The organism is Vreelandella sp. 21 (assembly GCF_050995515.1).
Lineage (GTDB): Bacteria > Pseudomonadota > Gammaproteobacteria > Pseudomonadales > Halomonadaceae > Vreelandella > Vreelandella alkaliphila.
Window position 1 is genome coordinate 1,026,954 of the sequence record NZ_CP194673.1, and the last position, 22,159, is coordinate 1,049,112.

The 22,159-nt window shown below is 52.0% G+C and carries 24 protein-coding genes; 18 read left to right on the forward strand and 6 right to left on the reverse strand.

Annotated elements, in window-relative coordinates; genetic code table 11:
* Positions 1 to 106 precede the first annotated feature (106 nt).
* The 9 genes from ACN06F_RS04715 to ACN06F_RS04755 all read left to right on the forward strand — a co-directional run bounded on the left by ACN06F_RS04715 (position 107) and on the right by ACN06F_RS04755 (position 8,800).
* A complete protein-coding gene (locus ACN06F_RS04715) occupies positions 107 to 1,897 on the forward strand; it encodes an acyl-CoA dehydrogenase (protein WP_433924765.1) in 1,791 nt (596 codons plus the stop codon).
* A 124-nt stretch (positions 1,898 to 2,021) separates the two neighbouring features.
* Positions 2,022 to 3,653, forward strand: coding sequence for an acyl-CoA synthetase (locus ACN06F_RS04720; RefSeq protein ID WP_038482262.1), 1,632 nt, complete (start codon positions 2,022 to 2,024; stop codon positions 3,651 to 3,653).
* A gap of 18 nt (positions 3,654 to 3,671) precedes the next feature.
* Positions 3,672 to 4,520 (forward strand): 3-hydroxybutyryl-CoA dehydrogenase, encoded by an 849-nt coding sequence (locus ACN06F_RS04725; RefSeq protein WP_095602469.1) that lies wholly within the window; start codon positions 3,672 to 3,674, stop codon positions 4,518 to 4,520.
* 121 nt (positions 4,521 to 4,641) lie between these two features.
* The gene (locus ACN06F_RS04730) at positions 4,642 to 5,415 is read left to right on the forward strand and encodes an enoyl-CoA hydratase-related protein (protein WP_038482272.1); all 774 of its coding nucleotides are present in this window, start codon (positions 4,642 to 4,644) and stop codon (positions 5,413 to 5,415) included.
* 100 nt (positions 5,416 to 5,515) lie between these two features.
* Complete coding sequence (locus ACN06F_RS04735) at positions 5,516 to 6,133, forward strand: LysE family translocator (RefSeq protein ID WP_433924766.1); 618 nt, start codon at positions 5,516 to 5,518, stop codon at positions 6,131 to 6,133.
* A 124-nt stretch (positions 6,134 to 6,257) separates the two neighbouring features.
* Complete coding sequence (locus tag ACN06F_RS04740; protein ID WP_120385543.1) at positions 6,258 to 6,797, forward strand: YaeQ family protein; 540 nt, start codon at positions 6,258 to 6,260, stop codon at positions 6,795 to 6,797.
* A gap of 196 nt (positions 6,798 to 6,993) precedes the next feature.
* Positions 6,994 to 7,983 (forward strand): lipid A deacylase LpxR family protein, encoded by a 990-nt coding sequence (locus tag ACN06F_RS04745; RefSeq protein ID WP_433924767.1) that lies wholly within the window; start codon positions 6,994 to 6,996, stop codon positions 7,981 to 7,983.
* A gap of 26 nt (positions 7,984 to 8,009) precedes the next feature.
* On the forward strand, positions 8,010 to 8,330 hold the full coding sequence (locus ACN06F_RS04750) for a hypothetical protein (RefSeq protein WP_120385541.1): 321 nt from the start codon (positions 8,010 to 8,012) through the stop codon (positions 8,328 to 8,330).
* A gap of 152 nt (positions 8,331 to 8,482) precedes the next feature.
* Positions 8,483 to 8,800 (forward strand): DUF6693 family protein, encoded by a 318-nt coding sequence (locus tag ACN06F_RS04755; protein ID WP_038482290.1) that lies wholly within the window; start codon positions 8,483 to 8,485, stop codon positions 8,798 to 8,800.
* A gap of 247 nt (positions 8,801 to 9,047) precedes the next feature.
* Here ACN06F_RS04755 and ACN06F_RS04760 read toward each other — a convergent pair whose 3' ends face one another.
* The 3 genes from ACN06F_RS04760 to yghU form a co-directional block, all read right to left on the reverse strand.
* Positions 9,048 to 10,112, reverse strand: a complete 1,065-nt coding sequence (locus tag ACN06F_RS04760; RefSeq protein WP_433924768.1) for a linear amide C-N hydrolase — start codon at positions 10,110 to 10,112, stop codon at positions 9,048 to 9,050.
* A gap of 167 nt (positions 10,113 to 10,279) precedes the next feature.
* Complete coding sequence (locus tag ACN06F_RS04765; protein WP_095602462.1) at positions 10,280 to 10,510, reverse strand: DUF2798 domain-containing protein; 231 nt, start codon at positions 10,508 to 10,510, stop codon at positions 10,280 to 10,282.
* A gap of 161 nt (positions 10,511 to 10,671) precedes the next feature.
* On the reverse strand, positions 10,672 to 11,535 hold the full coding sequence (yghU, locus tag ACN06F_RS04770; protein ID WP_038482299.1) for a glutathione-dependent disulfide-bond oxidoreductase: 864 nt from the start codon (positions 11,533 to 11,535) through the stop codon (positions 10,672 to 10,674).
* A gap of 154 nt (positions 11,536 to 11,689) precedes the next feature.
* On the opposite strand from yghU, the gene ACN06F_RS04775 reads away from it, so the two are divergent.
* Positions 11,690 to 12,385 carry an aspartate/glutamate racemase family protein gene (locus ACN06F_RS04775; protein ID WP_253487189.1) on the forward strand — a complete coding sequence of 232 codons (696 nt, stop codon included), beginning with the start codon at positions 11,690 to 11,692 and terminating at the stop codon, positions 12,383 to 12,385.
* On the opposite strand, the gene ACN06F_RS04780 is transcribed toward ACN06F_RS04775, so the two are convergent.
* Together ACN06F_RS04780 and ACN06F_RS04785 are read right to left on the reverse strand one after the other, a co-directional pair.
* Positions 12,382 to 12,807, reverse strand: a complete 426-nt coding sequence (locus tag ACN06F_RS04780) for an organic hydroperoxide resistance protein (RefSeq protein ID WP_231657411.1) — start codon at positions 12,805 to 12,807, stop codon at positions 12,382 to 12,384. The two genes, ACN06F_RS04775 and ACN06F_RS04780, sit on opposite strands and share 4 nt — an antisense overlap.
* 188 nt (positions 12,808 to 12,995) lie before the next feature.
* Positions 12,996 to 13,445, reverse strand: coding sequence for a MarR family winged helix-turn-helix transcriptional regulator (locus tag ACN06F_RS04785; protein WP_038482309.1), 450 nt, complete (start codon positions 13,443 to 13,445; stop codon positions 12,996 to 12,998).
* A gap of 249 nt (positions 13,446 to 13,694) precedes the next feature.
* Here ACN06F_RS04785 and ACN06F_RS04790 point away from each other — a divergent pair, with 249 nt between their 5' ends.
* From ACN06F_RS04790 to ACN06F_RS04815, 6 genes are all read left to right on the forward strand, one after another.
* On the forward strand, positions 13,695 to 14,768 hold the full coding sequence (locus ACN06F_RS04790; protein ID WP_038482312.1) for a TRAP transporter substrate-binding protein: 1,074 nt from the start codon (positions 13,695 to 13,697) through the stop codon (positions 14,766 to 14,768).
* A 72-nt stretch (positions 14,769 to 14,840) separates the two neighbouring features.
* A complete protein-coding gene (locus ACN06F_RS04795; RefSeq protein ID WP_095602457.1) occupies positions 14,841 to 15,467 on the forward strand; it encodes a TRAP transporter small permease in 627 nt (208 codons plus the stop codon).
* Between the two features lie 2 nt (positions 15,468 to 15,469).
* Positions 15,470 to 16,750 (forward strand): TRAP transporter large permease, encoded by a 1,281-nt coding sequence (locus ACN06F_RS04800; protein ID WP_009722466.1) that lies wholly within the window; start codon positions 15,470 to 15,472, stop codon positions 16,748 to 16,750.
* A gap of 12 nt (positions 16,751 to 16,762) precedes the next feature.
* A complete protein-coding gene (locus ACN06F_RS04805; RefSeq protein WP_084183663.1) occupies positions 16,763 to 17,287 on the forward strand; it encodes a gluconokinase in 525 nt (174 codons plus the stop codon).
* Positions 17,288 to 17,419: 132 nt separating this feature from the next.
* Positions 17,420 to 18,415, forward strand: coding sequence for a gluconate operon transcriptional repressor GntR (gntR, locus tag ACN06F_RS04810; RefSeq protein ID WP_415965759.1), 996 nt, complete (start codon positions 17,420 to 17,422; stop codon positions 18,413 to 18,415).
* Positions 18,416 to 18,521: 106 nt separating this feature from the next.
* Positions 18,522 to 19,367 (forward strand): MOSC domain-containing protein, encoded by an 846-nt coding sequence (locus ACN06F_RS04815; protein WP_095602454.1) that lies wholly within the window; start codon positions 18,522 to 18,524, stop codon positions 19,365 to 19,367.
* Here the strand turns inward: ACN06F_RS04815 and ACN06F_RS04820 are convergent.
* Positions 19,321 to 20,226 carry a DMT family transporter gene (locus tag ACN06F_RS04820; protein ID WP_253487191.1) on the reverse strand — a complete coding sequence of 302 codons (906 nt, stop codon included), beginning with the start codon at positions 20,224 to 20,226 and terminating at the stop codon, positions 19,321 to 19,323. The genes ACN06F_RS04815 and ACN06F_RS04820 overlap by 47 nt on opposite strands.
* A 247-nt stretch (positions 20,227 to 20,473) precedes the next feature.
* On the opposite strand from ACN06F_RS04820, the gene ACN06F_RS04825 reads away from it, so the two are divergent.
* Together ACN06F_RS04825 and ACN06F_RS04830 are read left to right on the forward strand one after the other, a co-directional pair.
* Positions 20,474 to 21,262, forward strand: coding sequence for a MotA/TolQ/ExbB proton channel family protein (locus ACN06F_RS04825; protein WP_433924769.1), 789 nt, complete (start codon positions 20,474 to 20,476; stop codon positions 21,260 to 21,262).
* Positions 21,263 to 21,265: 3 nt separating this feature from the next.
* Complete coding sequence (locus tag ACN06F_RS04830; protein WP_038482325.1) at positions 21,266 to 22,153, forward strand: flagellar motor protein MotB; 888 nt, start codon at positions 21,266 to 21,268, stop codon at positions 22,151 to 22,153.
* Positions 22,154 to 22,159: the final 6 nt, after the last annotated feature.

Below are 22,159 nucleotides of genomic sequence, written 5' to 3' on the forward strand. Positions count from 1 at the left end.
CAGGTGAGACCTTGGGCTAATGGTGTGATGAAAGTAGTGAAACTACTATTCTTGATAGTGTTTTTACTAATTGCTATTTATCATCGATTTTCTCTGAGGTTTCGCCATGAATTATTATGCCGCGCCGGTACGCGATTTACGTTTTGTACTCGAAGAGCTACTCGCGCACCGCTCGCTTGCACTGCCTGGCTTCGAAGAAGCCACGCCCGACTTGGTCGAGGCGGTGCTGGAAGAGGCAGCAAAGCTTGCAGGCGATGTGTGGGGGCCGCTAAATAGTGTCGGTGATCGACAAGGTGCTAAGCGCCACACCGATGGCAGTGTCACCACCTCAGAGGGTTTCGCAGCGGCCTATCAGGCATATGTAGAAGGCGGCTGGAACGGCATTGGTGTTTCTGAAGCGTTAGGCGGACAAAACCTACCTGAGGTGGTCGCCAGCGCTGTTCAAGAAATGCTTCACGGTGCCAATATGGCCTTGGGTCTTTGCCCCATGTTGACGGCAGGTGCAATCGAAGCACTGGCGCATCATGGCAGTGAAACGCTAAAAACGACCTATCTCCCCAAGCTCGTTGAAGGTACCTGGACAGGTACCATGAACCTGACAGAGCCTCAGGCAGGCTCCGACCTTTCTAAAGTACGGACCAAAGCCATCCCTGAAGGCGACCATTACCGCATTAGCGGCCAAAAAATCTATATCACCTGGGGCGAACACGACGCCGCCGAAAATATCATTCACCTTGTGTTGGCGCGAAAACCCGATGCGCCCGAAGGCAACAAGGGCATTTCGCTGTTCCTAGTGCCGAAGTTCATGGTTAACGCAGACGGCTCGTTGGGCGAGCGCAACGACGTCACCTGTGCCTCTATCGAGCATAAACTGGGCATTCATGGTTCGCCTACCTGCACCTTAAGCTTTGGCGAAAACGACGGCGCTATTGGGTATCTGGTGGGTGAAGAGGGGCGTGGTCTTAACCACATGTTCACCATGATGAACGAAGCGCGTCACAAAGTGGGTATTCAAGGTATTGGGGTGGCTGAGCGAGCCTGCCAGCATGCGTTTGCTTACGCCTTGGATCGCACTCAGGGGCGAGCGCCTAAATCTCGTGGTGGTAACGAATGTACGATCAGCGACCACTTAGATGTGCGCCGGATGCTGCTCTCAATGCGCGCCCGCACCGATGCCCTTCGTGCTCTGGCGCTTTACTGCGCTGGCCAGCTTGACCTTTCCCGACACAGTGAAAGCGACAGCGAGCGCCAAACTGCTCAGGCATGCGCCGATGTACTGATTCCTATCGTCAAAAGCTTTTCGACCGACCAAGCCGTGGATATCGCTTCAATGGGGATTCAGGTACATGGCGGTATGGGCTATGTGGAAGAAACGGGTGCTGCCCAGCTACTTAGGGATGCACGCATCGCGCCTATTTATGAAGGCACGAATGGCATTCAGGCCCTCGATTTGGCGGGGCGTAAGTTACAGCGTGATGGTGGAGCCGCGTTATCTGCGTTAATTGATGAAGTGCAAAAAACCGCTGAGACAATGCGTTCAGAGCCTAGCCTTGCGGGTATGGGCAGTGCGCTAGCGGTCGGTGCCGATGATCTGCGTGCTGCCATGCAGCTTGTGCTTGAGCAAGGCAGTGACCCGGAAACTGGCCAAGATGCAGTGCAGGCCTATGCAACGCCGTTGCTCAATCTAGCTGGCCATGTGCTATGTGCCTGGCAAATGGGCAACGCCGCACTTCACGCGACCAGAGCGCTGCAAAAAGGCAGCGATGAGCCGTTTTATCGCGTCAAGTTGTCCAGCGCCAACTTTGTTATCACCCAGTGGCTGCCTGCTGGTCGCGCGCAACGCGCGGTTATCGAAGCGGGTATGCAGTGTTTGAGTGAATTTGAATTAACGCCATAAAACACTGTAATGCCAAGTGCTTTAACCACTCATTTCCGCCGGCCATTGGGTCGGCGGCTTACGTTAATACGCAGTAAAACGACCGTTTTAATGTGAGTGCTAACCAATAAAACAAAGGTGATTTATGAACGCATCCATTTTTGAGCAGGGCATGCCGCCCACCGTTGCTAATCATGTACCGCTCTCTCCGTTGACGTTTATTGAGCGTTCGGCGGCGGTGTATCCCGATTACCCGGCGGTTGTGCATGGCACAACACGCCGCACCTGGGCAGAAACCTGGACCCGCTGCCGGCAATTGGCGTCGGCGCTTGAAAAACGCGGCCTTCAGCCCGGCCAAACGGTAGCGGCGATGTTGCCTAACATTCCGGCAATGTTTGAAGCCCATTTTGGGGTGCCTCTGGCTGGCTGCGTGCTCAATACCTTGAATATTCGCCTGGATGCCGAAGCAATCAGCTACATGTTGGCCCATGGTGAAGCGAAAGCTGTTCTTGTTGACCCTGAATTTGCACAGGTCATCAACGAAGCCGTTGCCTTATTAGACGATAAGCCGCTGATTATTGACGTTTTCGATCTAGAGTTTTTAGGCGAAACTCAAGGCATCGGTGAGGTTGAGTACGAAGCATTGCTCGCTGAAGGTGATGCTGACTATGCCTACAAACTGCCTGAAAATGAGTGGCAAGCTATTTCACTGAACTACACCTCGGGCACCACGGGTAAGCCCAAAGGGGTGGTTTACCATCACCGTGGCGCCTACCTAAACGCGGTCAGCAATATCTTAGAGTGGGCCATGCCGCATCATCCGGTCTACCTCTGGACCTTACCGATGTTCCACTGCAACGGCTGGTGTTTCCCCTGGACAATTGCCGCCAACGCCGGTGTTAGCGTGTGCCTGCGCAAAGTTGATCCAAAGCGGATTAACGACCTGATTGTGGATGAGAAGGTCACGCACTTCAGTGGTGCGCCGATTATACTGAATGGCCTTGTCAACCTGCCTGCTGATCAGAAGCGTGAATTTGATCATCCCGTTAAAGTGACCACTGCCGGTGCCGCGCCGCCTGCATCAGTGATTGCTGGTGTAGAGAAACTTGGTATTGAAGTGACCCATGTGTACGGGTTAACCGAGGTTTATGGCCCAGTGACGGTTTGCGCTTGGCGTGAATCGTGGAATGAGTTGCCGCTGGAAGCCCGTGCCAAAATCAAGGCGCGCCAAGGGGTGCGTTACCACATGCTTGAAGCGCTTTGTGTCGCCGACCCGTTGACCCTTGAACCCGTCGCGAAAGATGGCGAGACCATTGGTGAAATTTTGATGCGCGGCAACAACGTAATGAAGGGCTATCTGAAGAATGCCGAAGCTACTGAGGAAGCCTTGGAAGGGGGGTGGTATCACACCGGCGATCTCGCAGTTTGGCACGCGGATGGCTACATCGAAATTAAAGACCGCTCTAAAGACATCATCATTTCTGGCGGTGAGAATATCTCCACTATTGAAGTAGAAGATGCCATTTATAGCCACCCAGCGGTAGAGGAAGCCGCCGTTGTGGCCAAGCCTGATGAAAAGTGGGGCGAGACTCCATGCGCGTTTGTTAAATTAAAAATCGGTTATGGTGAAATTACCGAAGCCGACATTATTGCTCATTGTCGAGAGCATTTAGCGAGCTTCAAAGTACCGAAGACAATCATTTTTAGCGAATTGCCAAAAACGTCAACGGGCAAAATTCAAAAATTTGTTTTGCGCGAAGAAGCGAAACAGCACTGATTCAGGGGATAAATAACGATGAGTGAACAACCAATCGGTGTAGTGGGAGCAGGCACCATGGGGCAGGGGATCGCTCAGGTCGTCGCTGCCAGTGGTTTTACGGTTCGTCTCTTTGATGTCGCCGATGAGCAGCTTACCCGCGCCCAAGCCAATATTGATAAAGGCCTTGGCAAGCTGGTCGCAAAACAAAAAATGAGTGAGCCAGCTAAGCAGGAAGCGCTGGCGCGGCTTTCCACGACCACTGATCTCGAAGCATTGAGTGACTGCGGTATTATTATTGAAGCTGCACCAGAACAACCCGCGCTGAAAGAAAAGCTGTTTCGTGATCTGAGTCATTTAAGCAGCGATGCTATTCTTGCCTCTAACACCTCGTCACTCTCGCTAACTCGGCTGGCTGCTGTGTGTGAGCGACCCGAGCGGGTAGTGGGTATGCACTTTTTCAACCCCGTGCCAGTGCTCAAGCTAGTGGAAGTGATTCGTGCCGAGCAGACCTCTGATACCACCGTTGAGCGCATAGAAGCGTTGGCAAAAGCGCTGGGTAAAACGGCAGTACCGATTGGTGATTCGCCAGGCTTTGCGGTTAATCGCTTGTTGGTACCGATGATTAACGAAGCCGCTTTTATTGTTCAAGAAGGAACCGCAACGCCAGAGGCCATTGATGAAGCGATGAAGCTTGGCGCTGCCCATCCAATGGGGCCGTTGGCGCTGGCGGATTTGATTGGCCTTGATGTTTGTCTGGCGATCATGAACGTGTTGCAGGAAGGCTTTGGCGATCCTAAATATCGCCCCTGCCCGCTGCTAAAGCGCATGGTGGATGCGGGGTATCTGGGACGTAAGAGCGGTCGCGGTTTCCATATATACGAGTGAGCACGCGTAAGCGTATCAGGTCAGTCAAGCGCGACAAAAGAAGTGATTGCCTACCAACCAAGCGTTCGCTAGGGTTGGTAGGTGTTCACTTTAAATGCGTAATAACAATTAAGGAGCCTGTATGAGCGATGCAGTGATTGAAAAAGTTGATAACGACGGTGTGGTACGCCTAACGATTAATCGCCCTAAGGCATTGAATGCACTGAACAGTGATGTGCTGAGTGCCTTAGAAGCTTATCTTGTGGAGCTTGAAACGCATCCACGTTTACGCGCTGTCATCATTACCGGTGCTGGTGAAAAGTCGTTTGTTGCTGGTGCTGATATCACCGAAATGCGCGATAAAACGCCAGAAGAGGCGCGTGCTTTTGCTACCCAGGCACTGCGTACTATTAAGCGCTTAGAAACGTTGCCCGTGCCGGTGGTCGCGCTAGTGAACGGGTTTTGCCTTGGCGGCGGCTGCGAATTGGCGTTGGCCTGCGACTGGGCGGTAGCTAGCGACAACGCTGTCTTCGGCCAGCCTGAAGTGTTGCTAGGTGTGATTCCCGGCTTTGGCGGCACTCAGCGGTTGCCGCGTCGTGTTGGCCCCGCCATGGCGATTGATTTAGTAACCACTGGCCGCAAAATCGATGCTCAGGAAGCGCTGCGCATTGGGCTAGTCAACCGTGTCATGCCCCAGGCTGAGCTTGAAAGCTATGTAGAAGAGCTCACCAAGCAACTTAAAGGCAACGGCCCGCTGTCAGTACGCGGCGCGAAGCAAGCCGTTCACGATGGGTTAGATCAAGATCTTGATAGCGCCTTGGCGCTGGAAACCAGCCTGTTTGCGCTCTGTTTTGCTGGCGAAGAGCAGAAAGAGGGTATGGGCGCTTTCGTTGAGAAGCGTAAACCCAACTTCTAAGCGTTAACTCATTCAATTTTACTTCTTTAGGGGGTAGCGCTTGCGCTACCCCCGTTTTATTCTCAGGCTTACTACCTTAGCTCTCTTTGGAGTTGCCACGATGCAATGGGCCGCGTTTATCCTCGCCGCGCTTGGTTTTGCTTACCTACCCGGACCTGCGATGTTGTACACCGCAGCGCAAACGCTGGGGCGAGGCCGACGGGCAGGATGGTTAGCGGTTATCGGTGTGCATATCGGTTGCTACGTTCACGTTATTGCTGCCGCGCTAGGCTTGGCGCTACTGTTTGCAGCTATTCCGCCAGCTTACATTGCGATGAAGGTTATCGGTGGGCTTTACCTGCTCTGGATGGGGCTGCGCCTCTGGAAGCAGGGCATCCGCTCCCATGGCGATGAAGTTCCACTGGCAACCACTAAGCGCGTACTGCGTGACAGCTTTCTGGTGGAAGTGCTCAACCCTAAGACGGCGCTCTTCTTCGTAGCGTTTCTACCTCAATTTGTTCAGCCCGACAGCGCCATACCGGTGGCATGGCAACTGCTTTGGCTGGGTATCGCCACCAATGTGTTGTTCTCTTCTGCAGATGTCATGGTGGTGCTGCTGGCTAGCCCGTTGCGGGAGTGGCTACAAAAGTCCCATGGCTCCTCCAGATTGATTCAACGCATTGGCGGCGGCGTATTAATGGGATTAGGAGGCAATGCCCTAGCTCAGGCGGCGCATTAAGGATGGCTTTATATCGACAGATTTAATTTCCCATCCTGTGCTTTACTTATTTGCAGCGCTTCGGATATGCCCTGTGTTTCGATAAATCCGCTACACTGACGCAAATTTTAGATGGATATTTCCAATGGCGTTGAGTGCTACCCCTTACAAAGTTGATGTCAACCTGACCGACCTTGATCGCAATGTCTATGAGACGCTGCGTTTTACCGTGGCTCGGCACCCTTCTGAAACCGAAGACCGGATGTGCGCACGCTTAATCGCCTACCTATTGTGGTATAACGAAGCGCTCGCTTTTGGTCGTGGCCTTTCCGATGTGGACGAACCCGCCTTGTGGGAAAAAAGCTTGGATGGCCGCGTGCTGCATTGGATAGAAGTAGGTTTGCCGGATGCCGAGCGTCTTACTTGGTGTTCACGCCGTGCGGAGCGGGTGTCACTATTAGCTTATGGGCGAGTAGATCTTTGGGAAAATAAAGTGTTACCGGCGGTGGCGTCGCTTAAGAATGTACATGTAGCGGGTCTACCGCAAGAGGCACTTGCTACTATCGCAGAGGGTCTGCCACGGTCCATTAACTGGGCAGTTATGATCAGCGACGGCTCGTTGTTCATTACCGATGAGAATGGCCAGCATGAAGTAACTCCTCAGTGGCTTCTCCGGGATCGTTAGAAAGTTCAAAGCTAGCGAGTGGCCATGCATGGTGTGGCGACGTTTTTTTCACGACAGGATGTCGTGATAGGCATTGAGTTAGCGATGTAGATAGCAAGAAAGTACGCTTGCTATCTATTCGTGCCATTACATACAATCATTCATGTTTGTTAATAATTGATCGCTCTTGCTTTCCCCAATACTCAAGGATTGAGCCATGAATAATACCTCTGCTCTAGGCAGAAAGGTGCTGCTGCTTATTTTACCGTTAAGCCTAATACCCACATTGACCGTGGCTAGCGACAGCTCTCTGTCGGTAAAGTTTGAAAATGATGGTTTTGCCAGTAGCGATGACGGCCACTTTACCAGTGGTTTCGAGCTTAACTGGACCTTTACGCCGCAAGAAACAAATTGGCTACAGCGCCTTGCGACAGCGCTGCCCGATAGCCTTATCGGCAGATCGGATAGAGCGTCTTATCGTTTGATTCACCAGATTTATACGCCGAACAATATCGAGCGCCGCGCGTTGATCGAGGGTGATCGCCCCTATGCAGGTCTTGTCTACGGCGGAGTGTCGCTCTATGAAGACGTGCCGATGGGGCAATGGACGCAAGCTACCGATTTACATCTCGATATTGGGCTCGTGGGGCCATCCTCCCTTGCTGACAGTATTCAGCGTGAAGTACACCGTGTCACCGATAGCGATCGTCCTCGAGGCTGGAAAAATCAGCTGGGCGATGAGGCGTTGGTGAATGTAACCGTTCGTCGCCAATGGTGGAATGACATACCGCTAGCCAGTAAACGGTTCTCCCACGGCCCCAGTGTGGGCGCAGCGTTAGGCAACTTGTATACCTATGTAAGTGCTGGCTATAGCGTACGCTGGGGAGACGATGCCGAAGGTATTCCTACGCTCACACCCAACCCGGGTAGCCGTCATCTAATGAGTGGCCATCATGGTTGGCAGTGGTATTTGTTTGCGAATGTAGAAGGCTATTACATGGCGCAGAACTTAACGCTGGATGGTAATACGTTCAGAGATAGCCACTCTGTTGACCGTGAAGAATGGGTAGCAGAAGCCTCCGCAGGGCTTGCCATGGCCTGGGAGGACTGGCAAGTAACGTATGCTGCTGTTCAGCGTACTCGTGAATTTGACGGACAAGATGAGCAGGACAAATTCGGGGCGATTACGTTAACGAAACGCTTTTAAGAAAACTACAAGCGAAGGGGAGCGGTATGGCCAATAAGTATCCACATACGCCGGATGGCCGCTATTTTATAGCTAAAAACCAGCTATGGCGCTGTACCGACCCCCGATTGAGCGATGACGAGAAACGTACCCACATAAAGGCACTGATGAAAGCCCGTCGAGCGGTGCGCAATGCTCAGCAACAAAACGATGAAATAGCGCTACGCCAAGCACGCGAGGCGGTGCAGTCTGCCAAGGAACTGCTGGGGGAGCGCGGTCCGGTATGGTGGCAAGACGGCGCCCCCGATGAAGGTGGTCTTGCCCCTCACAATAGTTCTTATGCAGAGTGGTGGGCGTCGCACTCCTAAATGGCACGGGTTCAAGCTTGAACGGTGTTAGTGTCTCTTACTAAATGATTAAAAATCATAAATTTATAGCTATAACGGAAATTTTCCATTCACGCTTACACAAGTGGATGGTAATCTGCGCCACTTTATTTCTTAACACTTAAGGGCGCACCATGAACATTAAAGCGAATCTCTCTATTCTAGATATTATTGGCCACTTGTTGATTTGGGTGGTGCTAACGATTATTACCTTCGGGATTGCACTGTTTTTCTTCCCCTATTCGTTTTCACGCTTTGTGATTAACCGTACTTCAGTCGTGGATATTACAACAGGCGCAGAGCGTAAGATGGTGTGTGATATCAATATTTTTAGCAATATTGGTCATATTATTTTGTGGATGATTATCTCAATTTTAACGTTTGGTCTTGGATATATTTTTTACTTCTATCGTGTTTGGAATTACGCACTGAATAACTCTCGTATTCAGTAAGTAGAAGGTGTTTTTAAGGAACCACTGATCAATTCGGTTCTGAGCGGCTGAGGGGCTCAGAGTGACTCAATCACCGTATCGGCGGTCATTTTCCGACCGCCTCATGTGGTCTGCCTTTCTTGGCAGCCGAGTTACTACGTCTTGGCTCACGTTTAGCCAAGTCAAGGAAGATATCTATTGTTGAGTTGTACAAGTGGAAGAAATTGATCCGACTGCGCCACATGGTTATGCCGCAGTCGGAGAGAGATCAGTTGACTGGTTCGAACTGGAAGGGGGCGGCGGGGGTAAAACTTCCTGAAACTTCGCCCTCTTGCAGGGACGTCATGTCCACGCCGAGATCAAGCATCCGTACGCCGGCTTCGGGCGAAAAGTCCAGATTTTTCAGTTCCACCCAGAAAAGGTTCGGTGAAATCGCGGATTCGACGTAGAACACCTGATCTCTGTGATCGGCCACTACCCGCCACCGCGTCGTAGACAGGTTCGGAGCATCAGGAGTGCTGATTCCAAAGGGGACCGAGGCGTTGCGGATCACACTCATCGCGGCGGCTACGGCGATCCGTGGATCGGCCGATTGCTCTACCATGTTGATATATGTGTCGGCGCGCACAAAACGGTCGGGCGAACGTGTCGTGCCGGGCAGAACCTCGCGCGGGTTGACATCCTGCCAATAGCTGACAAGCGCCAGTTGTTGATCATAGGGCGGATCGTTGGTCATGGTGCGGTATTCGGGACCGTGGTGGATGACCAGCTTGCCGTCCAGCCATTCCAGGATGGCGCTGTCGCCGGTGGCATCCGACAGAGACAGGTGCACCTTGGCCAGACGGCCTGGCTGATCGGGCACATCCGCCGTCACCACGTTGAAGGGATTATTTTCCATATCGGCCACCGCCTCGGCGACGCTGCCGTAGCTATCAAGAAAATACTGCGCCCAAATTGAAAGGGACATTTGCGGGGTGGTGCCGTCATCTTCGGGGTATTCTGACGCGACTAACCACAGCATGTTAGCGACCAGACCGGCTTCATTCATGCCATCCACGGTCGAGAAGTCATAGCCCGACACAATCATGCTGCCGTATTTTGATGTCCATTCCAAAGAACGCGGTCCCGCTTCGCCATTACGGGTCATGCCTCGTGGGAACACCCACAGATTGGAGAGCATCGGCATGCTCCAATCCATCGAGCGTGCGGTCAGAATGCGCTCCTCTGGGCCGTGATAGACGACGCGTGTACAAGCTTCGGCGATTGAAGCGATTGCAACCGACAGCAACGCCGCATAGGCCAGGCTGCGCCAAACTGAATTGTGTCTTTTCAAAACATTGATCTCCCATCAAATATGACGACCAGTCCACGCGACTGGTGGTGCGGCACCACTCGTAAAATTGTCGGCTCCACCAATGCTGTTGGTCAAGTCAAAAACAAGCAGGTGCTCAGCTTAGGTGTTTAGTATAGAAGATTAGTGTGAGCGGTTAGTTTAGGCGGTCAGTGTGTTTGCTTAATAAGCACCTTAACCAATCGCCGTACAATAGGCGATACTAGGTTAATGACCGGTAGAGCAACCGCAAAAGCAAATAGCCATGCCTTCAACCAAACAAAGGCAATGCCCTCGATGAAGCCGACATTGTAGAGCGTAATCACCAGCGACATAATGCACGACATAAACAGTGCCATTAAGAAAGAAAATATCAGTTGGGCGTATTTTGGATCAAACATGGACTGCCTCTGTCAGACACACTATGAATAATGAAGTAAAAATTGCTAACTAAATTAGGATCGATAATGCAGTAAAGAGCGATAGTGGAACACGGTAAATCGCCATCCTTAGCGATTGCTAGCCAATGCGGTCGCCTTACCGGTTCACAGTTGTCTTGGGTTTAACGTTTATCTTCGGTCTTGTGATCAAAATCACTAGCATCATGGCGCTCGTGGAGCTGTTCGCCAGGCTCTCCCCAGGTGCGGTTAACCATTCGGCCACGTTGAACGGCAGGGCGTGCGTCAATCTCATCGGTCCAGCGTAAGACGTTCTGATAGGTATGAGCTTCTAAAAACTCAGCGGCTTCATACACGCGGTTTTTTACTAGTGCGCCGTACCATGGGTGAATTGCCATATCCGCGATGGTGTACTCATCACCCGCCATAAAGCGGTTATCCGCTAAGTGGCGATCCAGTACATCCAACTGACGTTTCACTTCCATGGTATAGCGATCAATCGGGTACTGGTATTTTTCTGGTGCGTAAGCATAAAAGTGACCAAAGCCGCCACCAAGCATGGGCGCGCTGCCCATTTGCCAAAATAACCAGGATAGGCACTCGGTCCGCTTCGCCGGGTCATTGGGTAAGAACGCACCAAATTTCTCAGCCAAATAAAGCAGAATCGCACCTGACTCAAAGACCCGCTGGGGCGGGGTGGTGCTGTAATCCATTAGCGCTGGAATCTTAGAGTTGGGGTTTACCTCAACAAAGCCACTGCCAAACTGATCACCTTCGCCAATTTGTATCAGGTGAGCATCGTATTCCGCTTGTTTAATACCCTGTTCCAGCAGCTCTTCAAGCATTACGGTGACTTTTACGCCGTTTGGGGTTGCAAGAGAGTAAAGCTGCAGTGGATGCTTACCCACGGGTAATACTTTCTCGTGGGTCGCACCAGCAACGGGGCGATTGATGTTAGCGAATTTTCCACCGTTACCAGGTTCCCATTTCCAAACTCGCGGTGGCGTATAGGTCGTGTTGTCGCTCATGATGTCCTCGCTATTCCTACAATAAAAAAGGGCGGTGCAGCGACTCACCCGAAATGTTGCGGCTACTAAGGCGTTATGGGGCCTTAAAACGTGGGTACAAGGATAGTGTGTTGTTAGCCTGATAATAAATAGTTATTTACCATGGAGAAATGTTATGCGGACTATTGGCGTATTAGGCGGTATGAGCTGGGAGTCGACACAAAGCTATTATCAGGCGCTGAACCAAGGCGTTAATCAGGCACTCGGCGGTTTCCACTCGGCGCAGATTGTGATGGTAAGTGTCGATTTTGCTGAAATAGAAACTCTGCAAAAACAGGGCGATTGGCAGACTGCTGGCCAGTTACTCGCAAGCGCCTCCAAACGCATTGAAAAGGCTGGAGCAGAATGTTTGCTGTTGGCCACCAATACCATGCACAACGTCGCGCCTGCGATTGAGTCCGCTATTCAGATTCCCTTTTTGCACATCGCCGATGCTACCGGGGAAAAATGTCAGATTGATGGCGTGGCTCGGGTTGGATTGATAGGCACCCGTTTTACGATGGAGCAGGAGTTTTATAAGGCGCGCTTAAAAGAGCGCTTTGGGATTGATGTCGTCATTCCGAATGAACAAGAGCGTGCTGAGATTCATCAAGTCATTTTCGACGAGCTATGCCATGGTCATATCCGCGCTTCATCGCGTGAGCGTTATCTGGATATTATGACGTCGCTACACCAGCAAGGTGCTGAGGCGATCATTCTAGGTTGTACTGAGATAGCGCTATTGGTCGAGCAGAAACACACCCAGATACCGCTTTATGACACCACCGCTCTGCACGCAAGCAAAGCGGTGGAGTGGGCGCTAGGTAATTAAACCAGCGTCAGTGTGACATCGATATTTCCGCGGGTAGCGTTGGAGTAGGGGCAAACAATATGGGCTTTGTCGACCAGAGTTTGGGCAACGTCTTTTTCAAGACCAGGCAAGCTGATTTTTAGCTCAACTTCAATACCGAAGCCAGTGGGAATGGCGCCAATACCCACACTGCCATCGATCTGAGTATCGTCGGACAGTTTAACTTTTTCCTGGCTGGCGACGTGCTTAAGAGCACCTAAAAAGCAAGCAGAGTAGCCCGCAGCAAACAGCTGTTCGGGGTTGGTGCCTTCACCGCCGGCGCCACCTAGCTCTTTGGGTGTGCTGAGCTGAACATCCAGCGCGCCGTCAGAGGACTTAGCATGGCCCTCGCGGCCGCCAGTGGCGTGAGCATGTGCGCGGTAAGCAACAGTTTCAATAGACATAGATTATTTCCTAAACTTGGTTGTTATGGACGTGGTTGTTATGGACATGGTTGTTATGGACATGGTTGTTATGGACATAGTTATTATGAGCCATGGCGTGCGTTTGGGATTTTAATTTAGTGCAGCTTTATTTTGCGCGCAAGTAAATAGCTGAAGAAATTACCTACCCGGTCACAACGTTCAGCGGGTTACTTGACCTTAAGTAAGTTTTCGCGCAGTTGGACTAAATCCTCTTTCAGTTGGTTGAGTGCTTCAACCGACGTTTTGCTGGCGTTGACGACACAGCCAGGGATATGGCGCGCCTGTTCACGAAGCGAGCGGCCTTTATCGGTCAGGAATAACTCGACGACACGTTCATCTTGCAGGCTACGTTGCCGGATAAGTAGCTGGTCACTTTCAAGCCGTTTTAGTAGTGGCGTTAATGAGCCAGGATCTGTAAGTAAGCGTTTGCTTAGGGCACCTACTGTTAGGCCATCTTCTTGCCACAGTACCAGCATGGCGAGGTATTGCGGGTAAGTGAGCCCCAGCTCTTTGAGCAGAGGTTTATAAACTTTGGTCATCATCAGTGATGTTGAATACAGCGCAAAGCAGAGCTGGTGATCTAGCTCTAATTCGCTACAAGGGTCTAGCGCTGGCATCTCGACTCCAGGACAGGGTGCATAACGCGTAATGTAGCGCGCGGGGAAGTGAGTAGCTATCCCTAGACGTTGGTCGTAAGTTGGACGTTTTGTTTTGACACCGAGTGCTGCGATGGCTAGCCTTCACGTATCGAATGTTACCGGTAACAATTTGTTGGAACATAAACCGCAAACCTAATGGCCGATACGATTCGATAGCCTTTCGGTAAATAGCCAACCAACAACAACGACTATTCTGGAGATAACGTCATGACAACGATTTGGCGCAGCACGCTTACTCTGGTCGGCGCGACCACTCTGACTTTTGGCATGGCACATGCGCAAGGCCCTGAACTTTCTGATCCGCCCGCGATTGAAGGCGACGTAGTGGCTGACCACGGAAGCCACACTCTGCGTATGGGCATTGGCTTGTCCGAAACATCGCCGCAGTTTCTCTCTAGCCAGTACTTCGGTGAAATTCTTGAGCAGCGTACCGATGGTCGTATTACGGTCAATGTTTTTCCCAACAGCCAATTGGGCGACGATGTCCAAATGATGGAAATGCTGCAAACCGGCACGTTGGATATGACCTATCCTTCAAGCTCTGCAACGACTGGGTACGTGGAGGCACTGTCAGCATTTGATTTGCCGTTCCTACTACCGAGCCGAGAAGCCGCAGTGGCTGTTATGCAGAGTGACGTGGCTCAGGGAATGCTGGATGCGTTCGAGGGTACAGGCTTAAAAGCGCTGACGTTCTCTGAAAACGGCTATCGTCAGTTGTCTAACAGTGCACGCCCTGTCGAATCACCAGAAGATGTGGCGGGCCTGGACGTTCGCGGCCTCAGTGTTCGTACGATGCAAAACCCGGTTCACCTGGCAATTTGGGAAGCGTTAGGTGCCAACCCAACACCAATGGCCTTCGGCGAGCTATTTTCGGCGCTTGAGCAAGGCGTTGTAGACGGCCAGGAAAACCCGTGGAGCACCATCCTTACTTCTAACTTCAATGAAGTGCAGGATTACGGCACTGAAACGCGTCACGTTTATACGCCATTTATCATGATGCTTTCCGAGCGTACCTGGAACCGCATGGCGCCTGAGTATCAAGCGCTGGTGCAGGAAGCCGCCCGACAGTCGGCTGAGTACGAAATCCAACTTTCTGCCGAGTATGACGACTGGTCGCGTGATCAGTTAGAAGCACGCGGTATGCAAATTACCCGCTTAGATGATGAGCAGTTAGCCGCTTTCCAAGACGCCGTGCAGCCTGTTTATGAAGAGTGGGCGCCGCGTATCGGTGAAGATCTGATCGCTGAAATTCAACAAATCGTCGAAGACAGCAGCCACTAATCTGCTGCGTATAGCGCACCATCGGGCAGGCCCACACGCCTGCCCGACTTGTCAGTGCCCCTCGGAGTTCTTATGACTACCTCCTCTACTCCCCCAAACGTGGTGACCTCTACAGCACCAACGTTGGAAGATCCGTCGGTTTATTTGAACGACCCTAATCGCAAGCTGCTTGAAATTGATACTGAGACGCGTCAGGGTCCTGCGCTGTTCCGCTGGTTAACACTCGCTATGGAGTATTTGATTGGCGCTATTTTGGCGGCGCTGATTGTCGCGGTTTCCAGTAATGTCGTTGGCCGCTCTGTGTTCAATCATTCACTGCCTTGGGTCGATGAGCTAGCGCGCATGCTGTTTATTTGGCTGGTCTTTATCGGCGCAGCGGCGGCGTTTGCACGCTATGAGCATATTGCTGTCGATGCGCTGGTGAGACGTTTGCCATTGCGTGTTGCGCACATGCTCTATTTCTTACAACACCTGATTATTACTGGATTGATGCTAGTGATGATTTGGGGTGGTTATCAAGTGCTCACGCGCTCAAGCGGACGCTCCGCGATCATGGGCGTACCGCTAAGTTTGGTCAGCCTGTCGTTGGTGTTGTGCGTCATTTTTATCGCGGCGGTATCGCTCTGGCGTATGTGGATCAGCGTGGGAGTTATCCGTCAACCACATCGCCAATCGGCTGACTTGCCAGGGGAGCGTTAATCATGCTGTGGATTTTTCTAGCCATATTATTGGCGTCTATTGTGATTGGTTTGCCGATTGCGTTTGGCCTAGGGGTAGCAGCCTTAGTCATGGCGGTGCTGTCTGATATCCCGCTATCGATTATGATTGAGCAGTCAATTCGTGGCGTGAATAGCTTCCCGCTACTGGCGATTCCCTTCTTTATTCTCGTCGGCGAAGTGATGAGTAATGGTGGCATTGCACGACGCTTGATGGAGCTTGCTGGCGCGTTAGTTGGCTTTATGCGCGGCGGGCTTGGCCAGGTAGCCATTACCGGTTCGATGTTTTTTGGCGGGATCAGCGGTTCGGCGGTTGCGGATACCGCAGCGACCGGCGCGATGATGATCCCCTCAATGAAACAGCAAGGTTACACCGCCGCAAATGCCACGGCGATTAACACCGTATCGTCGGTGATCGGCATTATTATTCCACCGTCTATACCGCTTATTTTATATGGCATTGTTACCGAGACGTCGATCAGTCGCCTGTTTATCGCGGGGATTGTGCCTGGCCTGTTAATTGGCGCGGCGCTAATGGTGACCACCTTTATTCTAGCGAGCAAGCAGGGTGGCGGCGTTCGCCAATTCCGCTGGGACCGGCTGTGGAAAGCGTTTAAGGATGCCTGGCTAGCCCTGGTGCTTCCTGTGATCGTTATAGGTGGCATTATTGGCGGCGTATTTACCGCTACAGAGGCCGCCGTTGCTGCGCTGCTCTATTCGTTGGCGATTTCCCTGCTGGTATACCGTGAATTTAAGCTCAGCGAGTTGGGCGGTATGTTAATTCGCACCGCAAGGCTTACTGGCATGGTGATGATGTTATTGGCTTTTGCCACCGTTATTGCCTGGTTTTTAACCATTAACATGGTTCCACAAACCTTAGTGCGCCAAGTACAGGCGATTACCCAGGAGCCGTTTTTGCTGCTGCTGATTGTGGCGGGGCTACTGTTGTTGGTGGGGTTCGTGATGGACCTAACGCCGGCCATGGTGATTATGGCACCGATGCTTGCGCCGATTGTGACATCGGTAGGCGTCGATGCCGCTTATTTTGGCGTTCTAATGGCCTTTATTTTAGGCATTGGGTTGTTAACCCCGCCAGTTGGTACCTGTCTGTACGTTGGGTGTGGTGTCGGCAAGGTGTCTATGGAGTCTCTGGTAAAAGCCATGCTGCCTTACTACGCCGCCTTGATCGTTGTTCTGGTGGTGCTGATTGCGTTCCCTGGCATCGTTACTTGGCTGCCTGACCTCACCGCCGTGCGCGGCAATTGATAGGAGCATCGAGTGAATAAGCCATCACATCGTATTCTTGTCATGGGCGTTTCTGGATCAGGGAAGTCGCATATCGGACAACAGTTAGCAGCAGAGCTGGGCGCAACGTTTATTGACGGTGACGACCATCATTCACCGGCTAATGTGGCGAAAATGGCCAGCGGCACGCCACTCAATGACAACGATCGTCGGGACTGGCTGGCAACGCTTGCTGACTTGTTCGCGGCTCATAAAGCGCGCAATGCGTCCGTGGTCATCGCCTGTTCCGGCCTTAAAAAACGCTATCGGGATCGCCTGCGCGAAGGTGACCCTGCGCTGCATGTTTTATATCTAGAAGGAAGCCATGCGCTTCTGCGTGAACGGTTAGCAACCAGGGCAGGGCACTTCTTTAAAGGTGATAATATGCTGGCAAGCCAGCTCGCCGATTTAGAGCCGCCAAGCAGTGATGAAGCGATGACGGTCTCCATTGCGCTATCGCCTAGCGAGATTGTCGAGCACTTTACGGCGGCGCTAGCGCCTACGCTACGCGTTCATTAGGCTAAAGGATGGGATAGGCGAGGGGCCGTACTATTCGCTATGGTATGGCCCCTGCGCCTTCAACAGTCCTGTATTTAGCAGGTTTACGTAGTTAACAGGCTTACGCACTTAACAGACCAGTCAGTGACGCCATTGAAGAAAAAACGCCCGACATTACAAGATATTGCTGATCGCGTTGACGCGACAAAAATGACCGTCAGTCGCTGCTTGCGGGACCCTGATACGGTATCAGAAGGACTTCGCGAACGTATTTTCAGCGTTGCTGAACAGATTGGCTATATTCCCAATCGGGCACCAGACCTGCTTTCTCGGGCTACCAGCCACTCTATCGGCGTGTTGGTACCATCGCTGACCAACCAGGTATTTGCTGATGTCATTGTCGGTATCGAAGCGTACACCGAGCCTGCCGGCTATCACTTGATGCTCTCTCACTACGGTTACAGCCCTGAGCTTGAAGAGCGCAGTTTGGCCTCGCTGCTCTCTTATAATGTGGATGGCGTCATCTTGTCTGACCGCGATCACACGCCGCGTAGCCTGCGAATGTTGGAGACAGCCGGTATTCCTATTGTGGAAATTATGGATACCCGTCGCCCACCACTCCAGCAGGCGGTGGGTTACGATAACGTGCAGGCCGCTTACGATATGGTCAGTGAGATGATTCGCCGTGGCAGGCGTCAGGTGATTTATCTAGCTGTGCGTCTGGATGAGCGGACACGCCAGCGCGAGCAAGGCTATCGCCAAGCTATGGAAGAGCATGGCTTAAAGCCGATAACGCTGCAGAGCAGTCAGCGTTCTTCCTATAGCGTCGGGGCGGCGCTTATGCAGGAAATTCAACGAGATCACCCTAGTGCCGATGGTGTTTTCTGCACCAACGACGATGTTGCGGTGGGGGCTTACTTTGAGTGTTTGCGCCATGGCATTAATGTCCCCGAACAGATGGCGATTGCTGGGTTTCATGGCCACGATGTCGGCCAGGCGATGAGCCCGCGCCTTGCCAGTGTCATTACACCTCGGCAAGCCATTGGGGAAGTCGCTGCGAAAGCGCTATTGTCGCGCATTCGTGGCGAAGCACCTGAACACCAAGTCATGGATTTGGGCTATCGAATTGAGGCGGGTAAAACACTTTAGTTTCTAGATAGCTAGCGGCGAGCCAGTAAACTCGATAGGCTGTTAATTAAAGATTGGTCATTAAAAAAGCCATTAAAAAAATCGCTATAGAGAGCATGAGACCGCCGTGAATATTACCCAACTCATTGTCTATCCGGTTAAATCCTTAAAGGGAATTAACGTTACCCAAAGTGAACTCCATGGCCATGGGTTGGCCTGGGATCGCCGGTGGATGTTAGTGGATGCTCAGCAGCGTTTTGTCACCCAGCGCCAGCTACCAGAGCTTGCGACCATCGCGGTTGAATTAACCGATCAAGCACTGGTGCTCTCTCACCCCAAGGTAGATCCGATCGCGATTCCCCTTGAAGACCCCCAAGGCAATTTGCGTCTTGTAAAAGTGTGGAACGACCACTGCAAAGCACTGCCAGAAAGCGAAGATGTATCGCACTGGCTGATGGCGGCGTTAGGTGAGCAAGCACAAGGCATCAGTTTGGTGCGCTTTGCTACAGAGTTTACGCGTTCTGTTGAAGAGGATTTTCTGGCGGGAGGCGAGGCTCATACCTACTTTTCTGATGGCTACCCTTTCCTGATAACCACCACCGGCTCTCTGGATGCTTTGAATCAAGCACTTGTTGCCAATGGGCAATCCCCTGTACCGATGAACCGTTTTCGGCCGAATATTGTGGTCGACTGTGATGATGCCTGGGCGGAAGACCAGTGGGCAACACTCGCGGGTGAAGGCGGCTATGAGCTGACGCTTCGTAAGCCCTGTCAGCGCTGCAAAATCACCACGGTTGATCAGCATACTGGCACCATACCGGCGCAGGCAGAACCACTGAAAACACTGCTTTCTCTGAACACTCAGCCTCACCTGAAGGGTGCTCACTTTGGCCAAAATGCCACGCTGACCACAGGGCAAGGAGGCACTATTCGTGTGGGGGACGAGGTGGTGTCAACGCACCGCGAGACCTAAACTTTAATAGCCGGGTGGCAATGGCGGTGCCTGACAGGGTAATCACCATCCCAGTCACCACTTGAAGGCTAAGCGTTTCATCAAGCAGTAAATATCCCCACAGTAGCGCGCTGACAGGAATCAAAAAGGTAACGGTTGACGTGGCGGTAGCGCCTGCGCTGGCTAAAAGTCCGAAATAAAGCAGGAAGGCTAGTGTGGTGCTTAGCATCGCTAGCGCCAGGGCGTTGCTCCAGGCGAGCATGCTGACAGGCTCGCTAGGCCAGAGCAGCAGACCAGGTACGAGTAATATCAATGCTGACATCGCGCTGCTACCGGCCGCCAGCACGCGGCTGGGTAGATGACTCAAGCGCGTTTTCGAGTAGTTACCGGCAAGCCCATAACAAAACGTCGCGCCGAGTACGGCAACAATAAACCAGCCGTCGCCGCCTAGGGCGAAGTCTAGCCGATCAGCAGAAAGCACATACACACCAAACAACGCCAACGCTAACCCTAGATATTGTTGGCGCTGAATGGGTGTGGCAAAAAAAGCAGCGCCCAATAACGCGGTAAAGATTGGCGTAGTGGCGTTAATAAGCGATGTAAAACCTGCTTCTAAGCGCGTCGTTGCTAAGGCCAGTAATGAAAAAGGCAGCACATGGTTAATGATACCCAGTATCAATAGCGAACCTTTATGCTGCCAAATGAGCGTTAGATAGCGCAGGCTCATTAGCAATGGCACTAAAAGCAGTGCGCCTATGCCCATCCTTATTAGCACGAGCGGGACTGGGCCAAACTCCGGTACTGCGACGCGCATAAAAATAAACGACAGTCCCCATAGGGAGGAGAGCAAAACCAAACGCAGCGCATCAGCCGATGACATGATGTGTCCTTAGGTTCATTGCGGCGACCATAGGTGTGGTGAGTGCCATAGTGCTGCTCAGCTTAACGATAAAGCGTTGGAAAGCGAATACCCAAGACTGCCCGTGCATCAGCGTTTGCTAAAAAAGAGTTAGTGCGTTTGTCAACCTGTGTAACGTTATCGATTTGGCGTTGACGCTGTTGCAAGGAAACTCTACTGTCTCGGCAAATCGCTAGTTAGCATTTTTTTACATTCTTGAGGGAAGGCCGTGGATCTCGCAACGCTAATAGGTTTGGTAGGGGCTGCTGTGTTAGTGGGGGTCTCTGTAATCATGGGCACTTCGCCTGAGGTGTTTATGAACCCGACGGGGTTGCTGCTAGTGGTCGGGGGAAGCCTGTTTGTTGTGTTGGCGAAGTTTAGTATCACCCAATTTAAATTTGCCTTAAAAGCGGCGGCGCGGGCGTTTAAATTCCAGTTGCCTAGCGTTCAAGCAAGTATCGATGAATTAGTCGAGCTGGCGAAAGTTGCCCGCCGTGAGGGGATGATTGCGTTAGAAAGCCGAGAGGTGAATTCTCCGTTTCTTAAGAAAGGCCTACAAATGTTGGCCGACGGCTACAGCGCCGAAATGATTAAAGATATGATGGAAAAAGAGCGCCTGTTGACGCTGGAACGAAACGAAGCAGGCGGCCAAGTATTTTCGGCGTTAGGTGAAGTGTCTCCCGCGATGGGAATGATTGGCACCCTGGTAGGTTTGGTACAAATGCTTTCCAATATGGGCGACCCTTCTTTAATTGGGCCTGCTATGGCGGTTGCTCTGTTAACTACCTTATATGGTGCAATGATTGCAACGATGATCGCCAACCCGATCGCTCAAAAACTATGGGTGCGGATGAACCAGGAAGCCAAAATGCAGGAGCTGTGGATCGACGCGCTGATTGCCATTAAGAGCGATAAAAATCCACGAGTGCTTGAGCAAATGCTGACCATCTATTTGCCCCCTGAGCACCGTGGCTTGCCAGGTTCAGGTGAAACCGGCCCTGCTGGCGAGCGAACGTAATCCATGGCGCAAAAACAGACCAATATTCCTGCTTGGATGGTGACATACGCAGATTTAATGTCGCTATTGTTATGCTTTTTTGTGTTGCTATTGTCGTTTGCAGAAATTGATGCTGAAAAGTTTCGCCGTGTGGCGGAGGAGCTATCAAAAGCCTTCGGCGTGCAGCGCGATGTTGAGGCTACCCAAATCCCTATGGGGACCAGTGCGGTATTCCAGCAGTTTTCTCCAGCAGTACCTGACCGCACCTTGTTAGACGAAGTGCGACAACGAACTACCCAGCAGCAACCACAGTTGGAATCCATGCGTAGCATGCTGGATGTACAACGACAGCAGCGAACCCTTCAAGTGGCCGCTAGTCTCGAAGATTTGCTTAAAGCATCGTCGTTAGAAGGTGTTGCCGACATTGAGGTCGATCAGTTTCGAGTGGTCGTCAGGATTTCTGAGCAGGGCACATTTGGCTCTGGTAACGCCGATGTCATGCCCGCGTTTGCTGATCTGCTGGAAGAGCTGGCAACGGTATTAGCCGCTGTCACCGGAACGGTTTCAATTGAGGGGCATACGGACAACGTGCCTATCCGCACGTCCCGTTTTCGAAGTAACTGGGATTTGTCCGCGTTGCGTGCGTCTTCTGTTGCAAACGTGCTTGTTGCCACTGAAGAGCTAACGGCAGAGCGACTGATGATACAAGGCTTCGCTGATACTAGGCCGTTGGCTTCCAATGACACGCCTGAAGGGCGGGCGGACAATCGCCGCGTTGAGTTAAGGATCGACCTTAACGACTCTTTTGAAGAGCGTGGAGAGCGTTCCATTCGATCACTGCAGGGCATTACAGAGCAAAGCAGTACAGAACGTGATGTAGCTGCACAATTAGACAGTCTGTCTGCCGAGTAAATTCGG

Bases quoted from the DNA above. Each gene is read 5' to 3' on its own strand.
- ACN06F_RS04715 (WP_433924765.1), top strand. From the start codon at position 107: ATGAATTATTATGCCGCGCCGGTACGCGATTTACGTTTTGTACTCGAA.
- ACN06F_RS04720 (WP_038482262.1), top strand. From the start codon at position 2,022: ATGAACGCATCCATTTTTGAGCAGGGCATGCCGCCCACCGTTGCTAAT.
- ACN06F_RS04725 (WP_095602469.1), top strand. From the start codon at position 3,672: ATGAGTGAACAACCAATCGGTGTAGTGGGAGCAGGCACCATGGGGCAG.
- ACN06F_RS04730 (WP_038482272.1), top strand. From the start codon at position 4,642: ATGAGCGATGCAGTGATTGAAAAAGTTGATAACGACGGTGTGGTACGC.
- ACN06F_RS04735 (WP_433924766.1), top strand. From the start codon at position 5,516: ATGCAATGGGCCGCGTTTATCCTCGCCGCGCTTGGTTTTGCTTACCTA.
- ACN06F_RS04740 (WP_120385543.1), top strand. From the start codon at position 6,258: ATGGCGTTGAGTGCTACCCCTTACAAAGTTGATGTCAACCTGACCGAC.
- ACN06F_RS04745 (WP_433924767.1), top strand. From the start codon at position 6,994: ATGAATAATACCTCTGCTCTAGGCAGAAAGGTGCTGCTGCTTATTTTA.
- ACN06F_RS04750 (WP_120385541.1), top strand. From the start codon at position 8,010: ATGGCCAATAAGTATCCACATACGCCGGATGGCCGCTATTTTATAGCT.
- ACN06F_RS04755 (WP_038482290.1), top strand. From the start codon at position 8,483: ATGAACATTAAAGCGAATCTCTCTATTCTAGATATTATTGGCCACTTG.
- ACN06F_RS04765 (WP_095602462.1), bottom strand. From the start codon at position 10,510: ATGTTTGATCCAAAATACGCCCAACTGATATTTTCTTTCTTAATGGCA.
- yghU (WP_038482299.1), bottom strand. From the start codon at position 11,535: ATGAGCGACAACACGACCTATACGCCACCGCGAGTTTGGAAATGGGAA.
- ACN06F_RS04775 (WP_253487189.1), top strand. From the start codon at position 11,690: ATGCGGACTATTGGCGTATTAGGCGGTATGAGCTGGGAGTCGACACAA.
- ACN06F_RS04780 (WP_231657411.1), bottom strand. From the start codon at position 12,807: ATGTCTATTGAAACTGTTGCTTACCGCGCACATGCTCACGCCACTGGC.
- ACN06F_RS04785 (WP_038482309.1), bottom strand. From the start codon at position 13,445: ATGCCAGCGCTAGACCCTTGTAGCGAATTAGAGCTAGATCACCAGCTC.
- ACN06F_RS04790 (WP_038482312.1), top strand. From the start codon at position 13,695: ATGACAACGATTTGGCGCAGCACGCTTACTCTGGTCGGCGCGACCACT.
- ACN06F_RS04795 (WP_095602457.1), top strand. From the start codon at position 14,841: ATGACTACCTCCTCTACTCCCCCAAACGTGGTGACCTCTACAGCACCA.
- ACN06F_RS04800 (WP_009722466.1), top strand. From the start codon at position 15,470: ATGCTGTGGATTTTTCTAGCCATATTATTGGCGTCTATTGTGATTGGT.
- ACN06F_RS04820 (WP_253487191.1), bottom strand. From the start codon at position 20,226: ATGTCATCGGCTGATGCGCTGCGTTTGGTTTTGCTCTCCTCCCTATGG.
- ACN06F_RS04830 (WP_038482325.1), top strand. From the start codon at position 21,266: ATGGCGCAAAAACAGACCAATATTCCTGCTTGGATGGTGACATACGCA.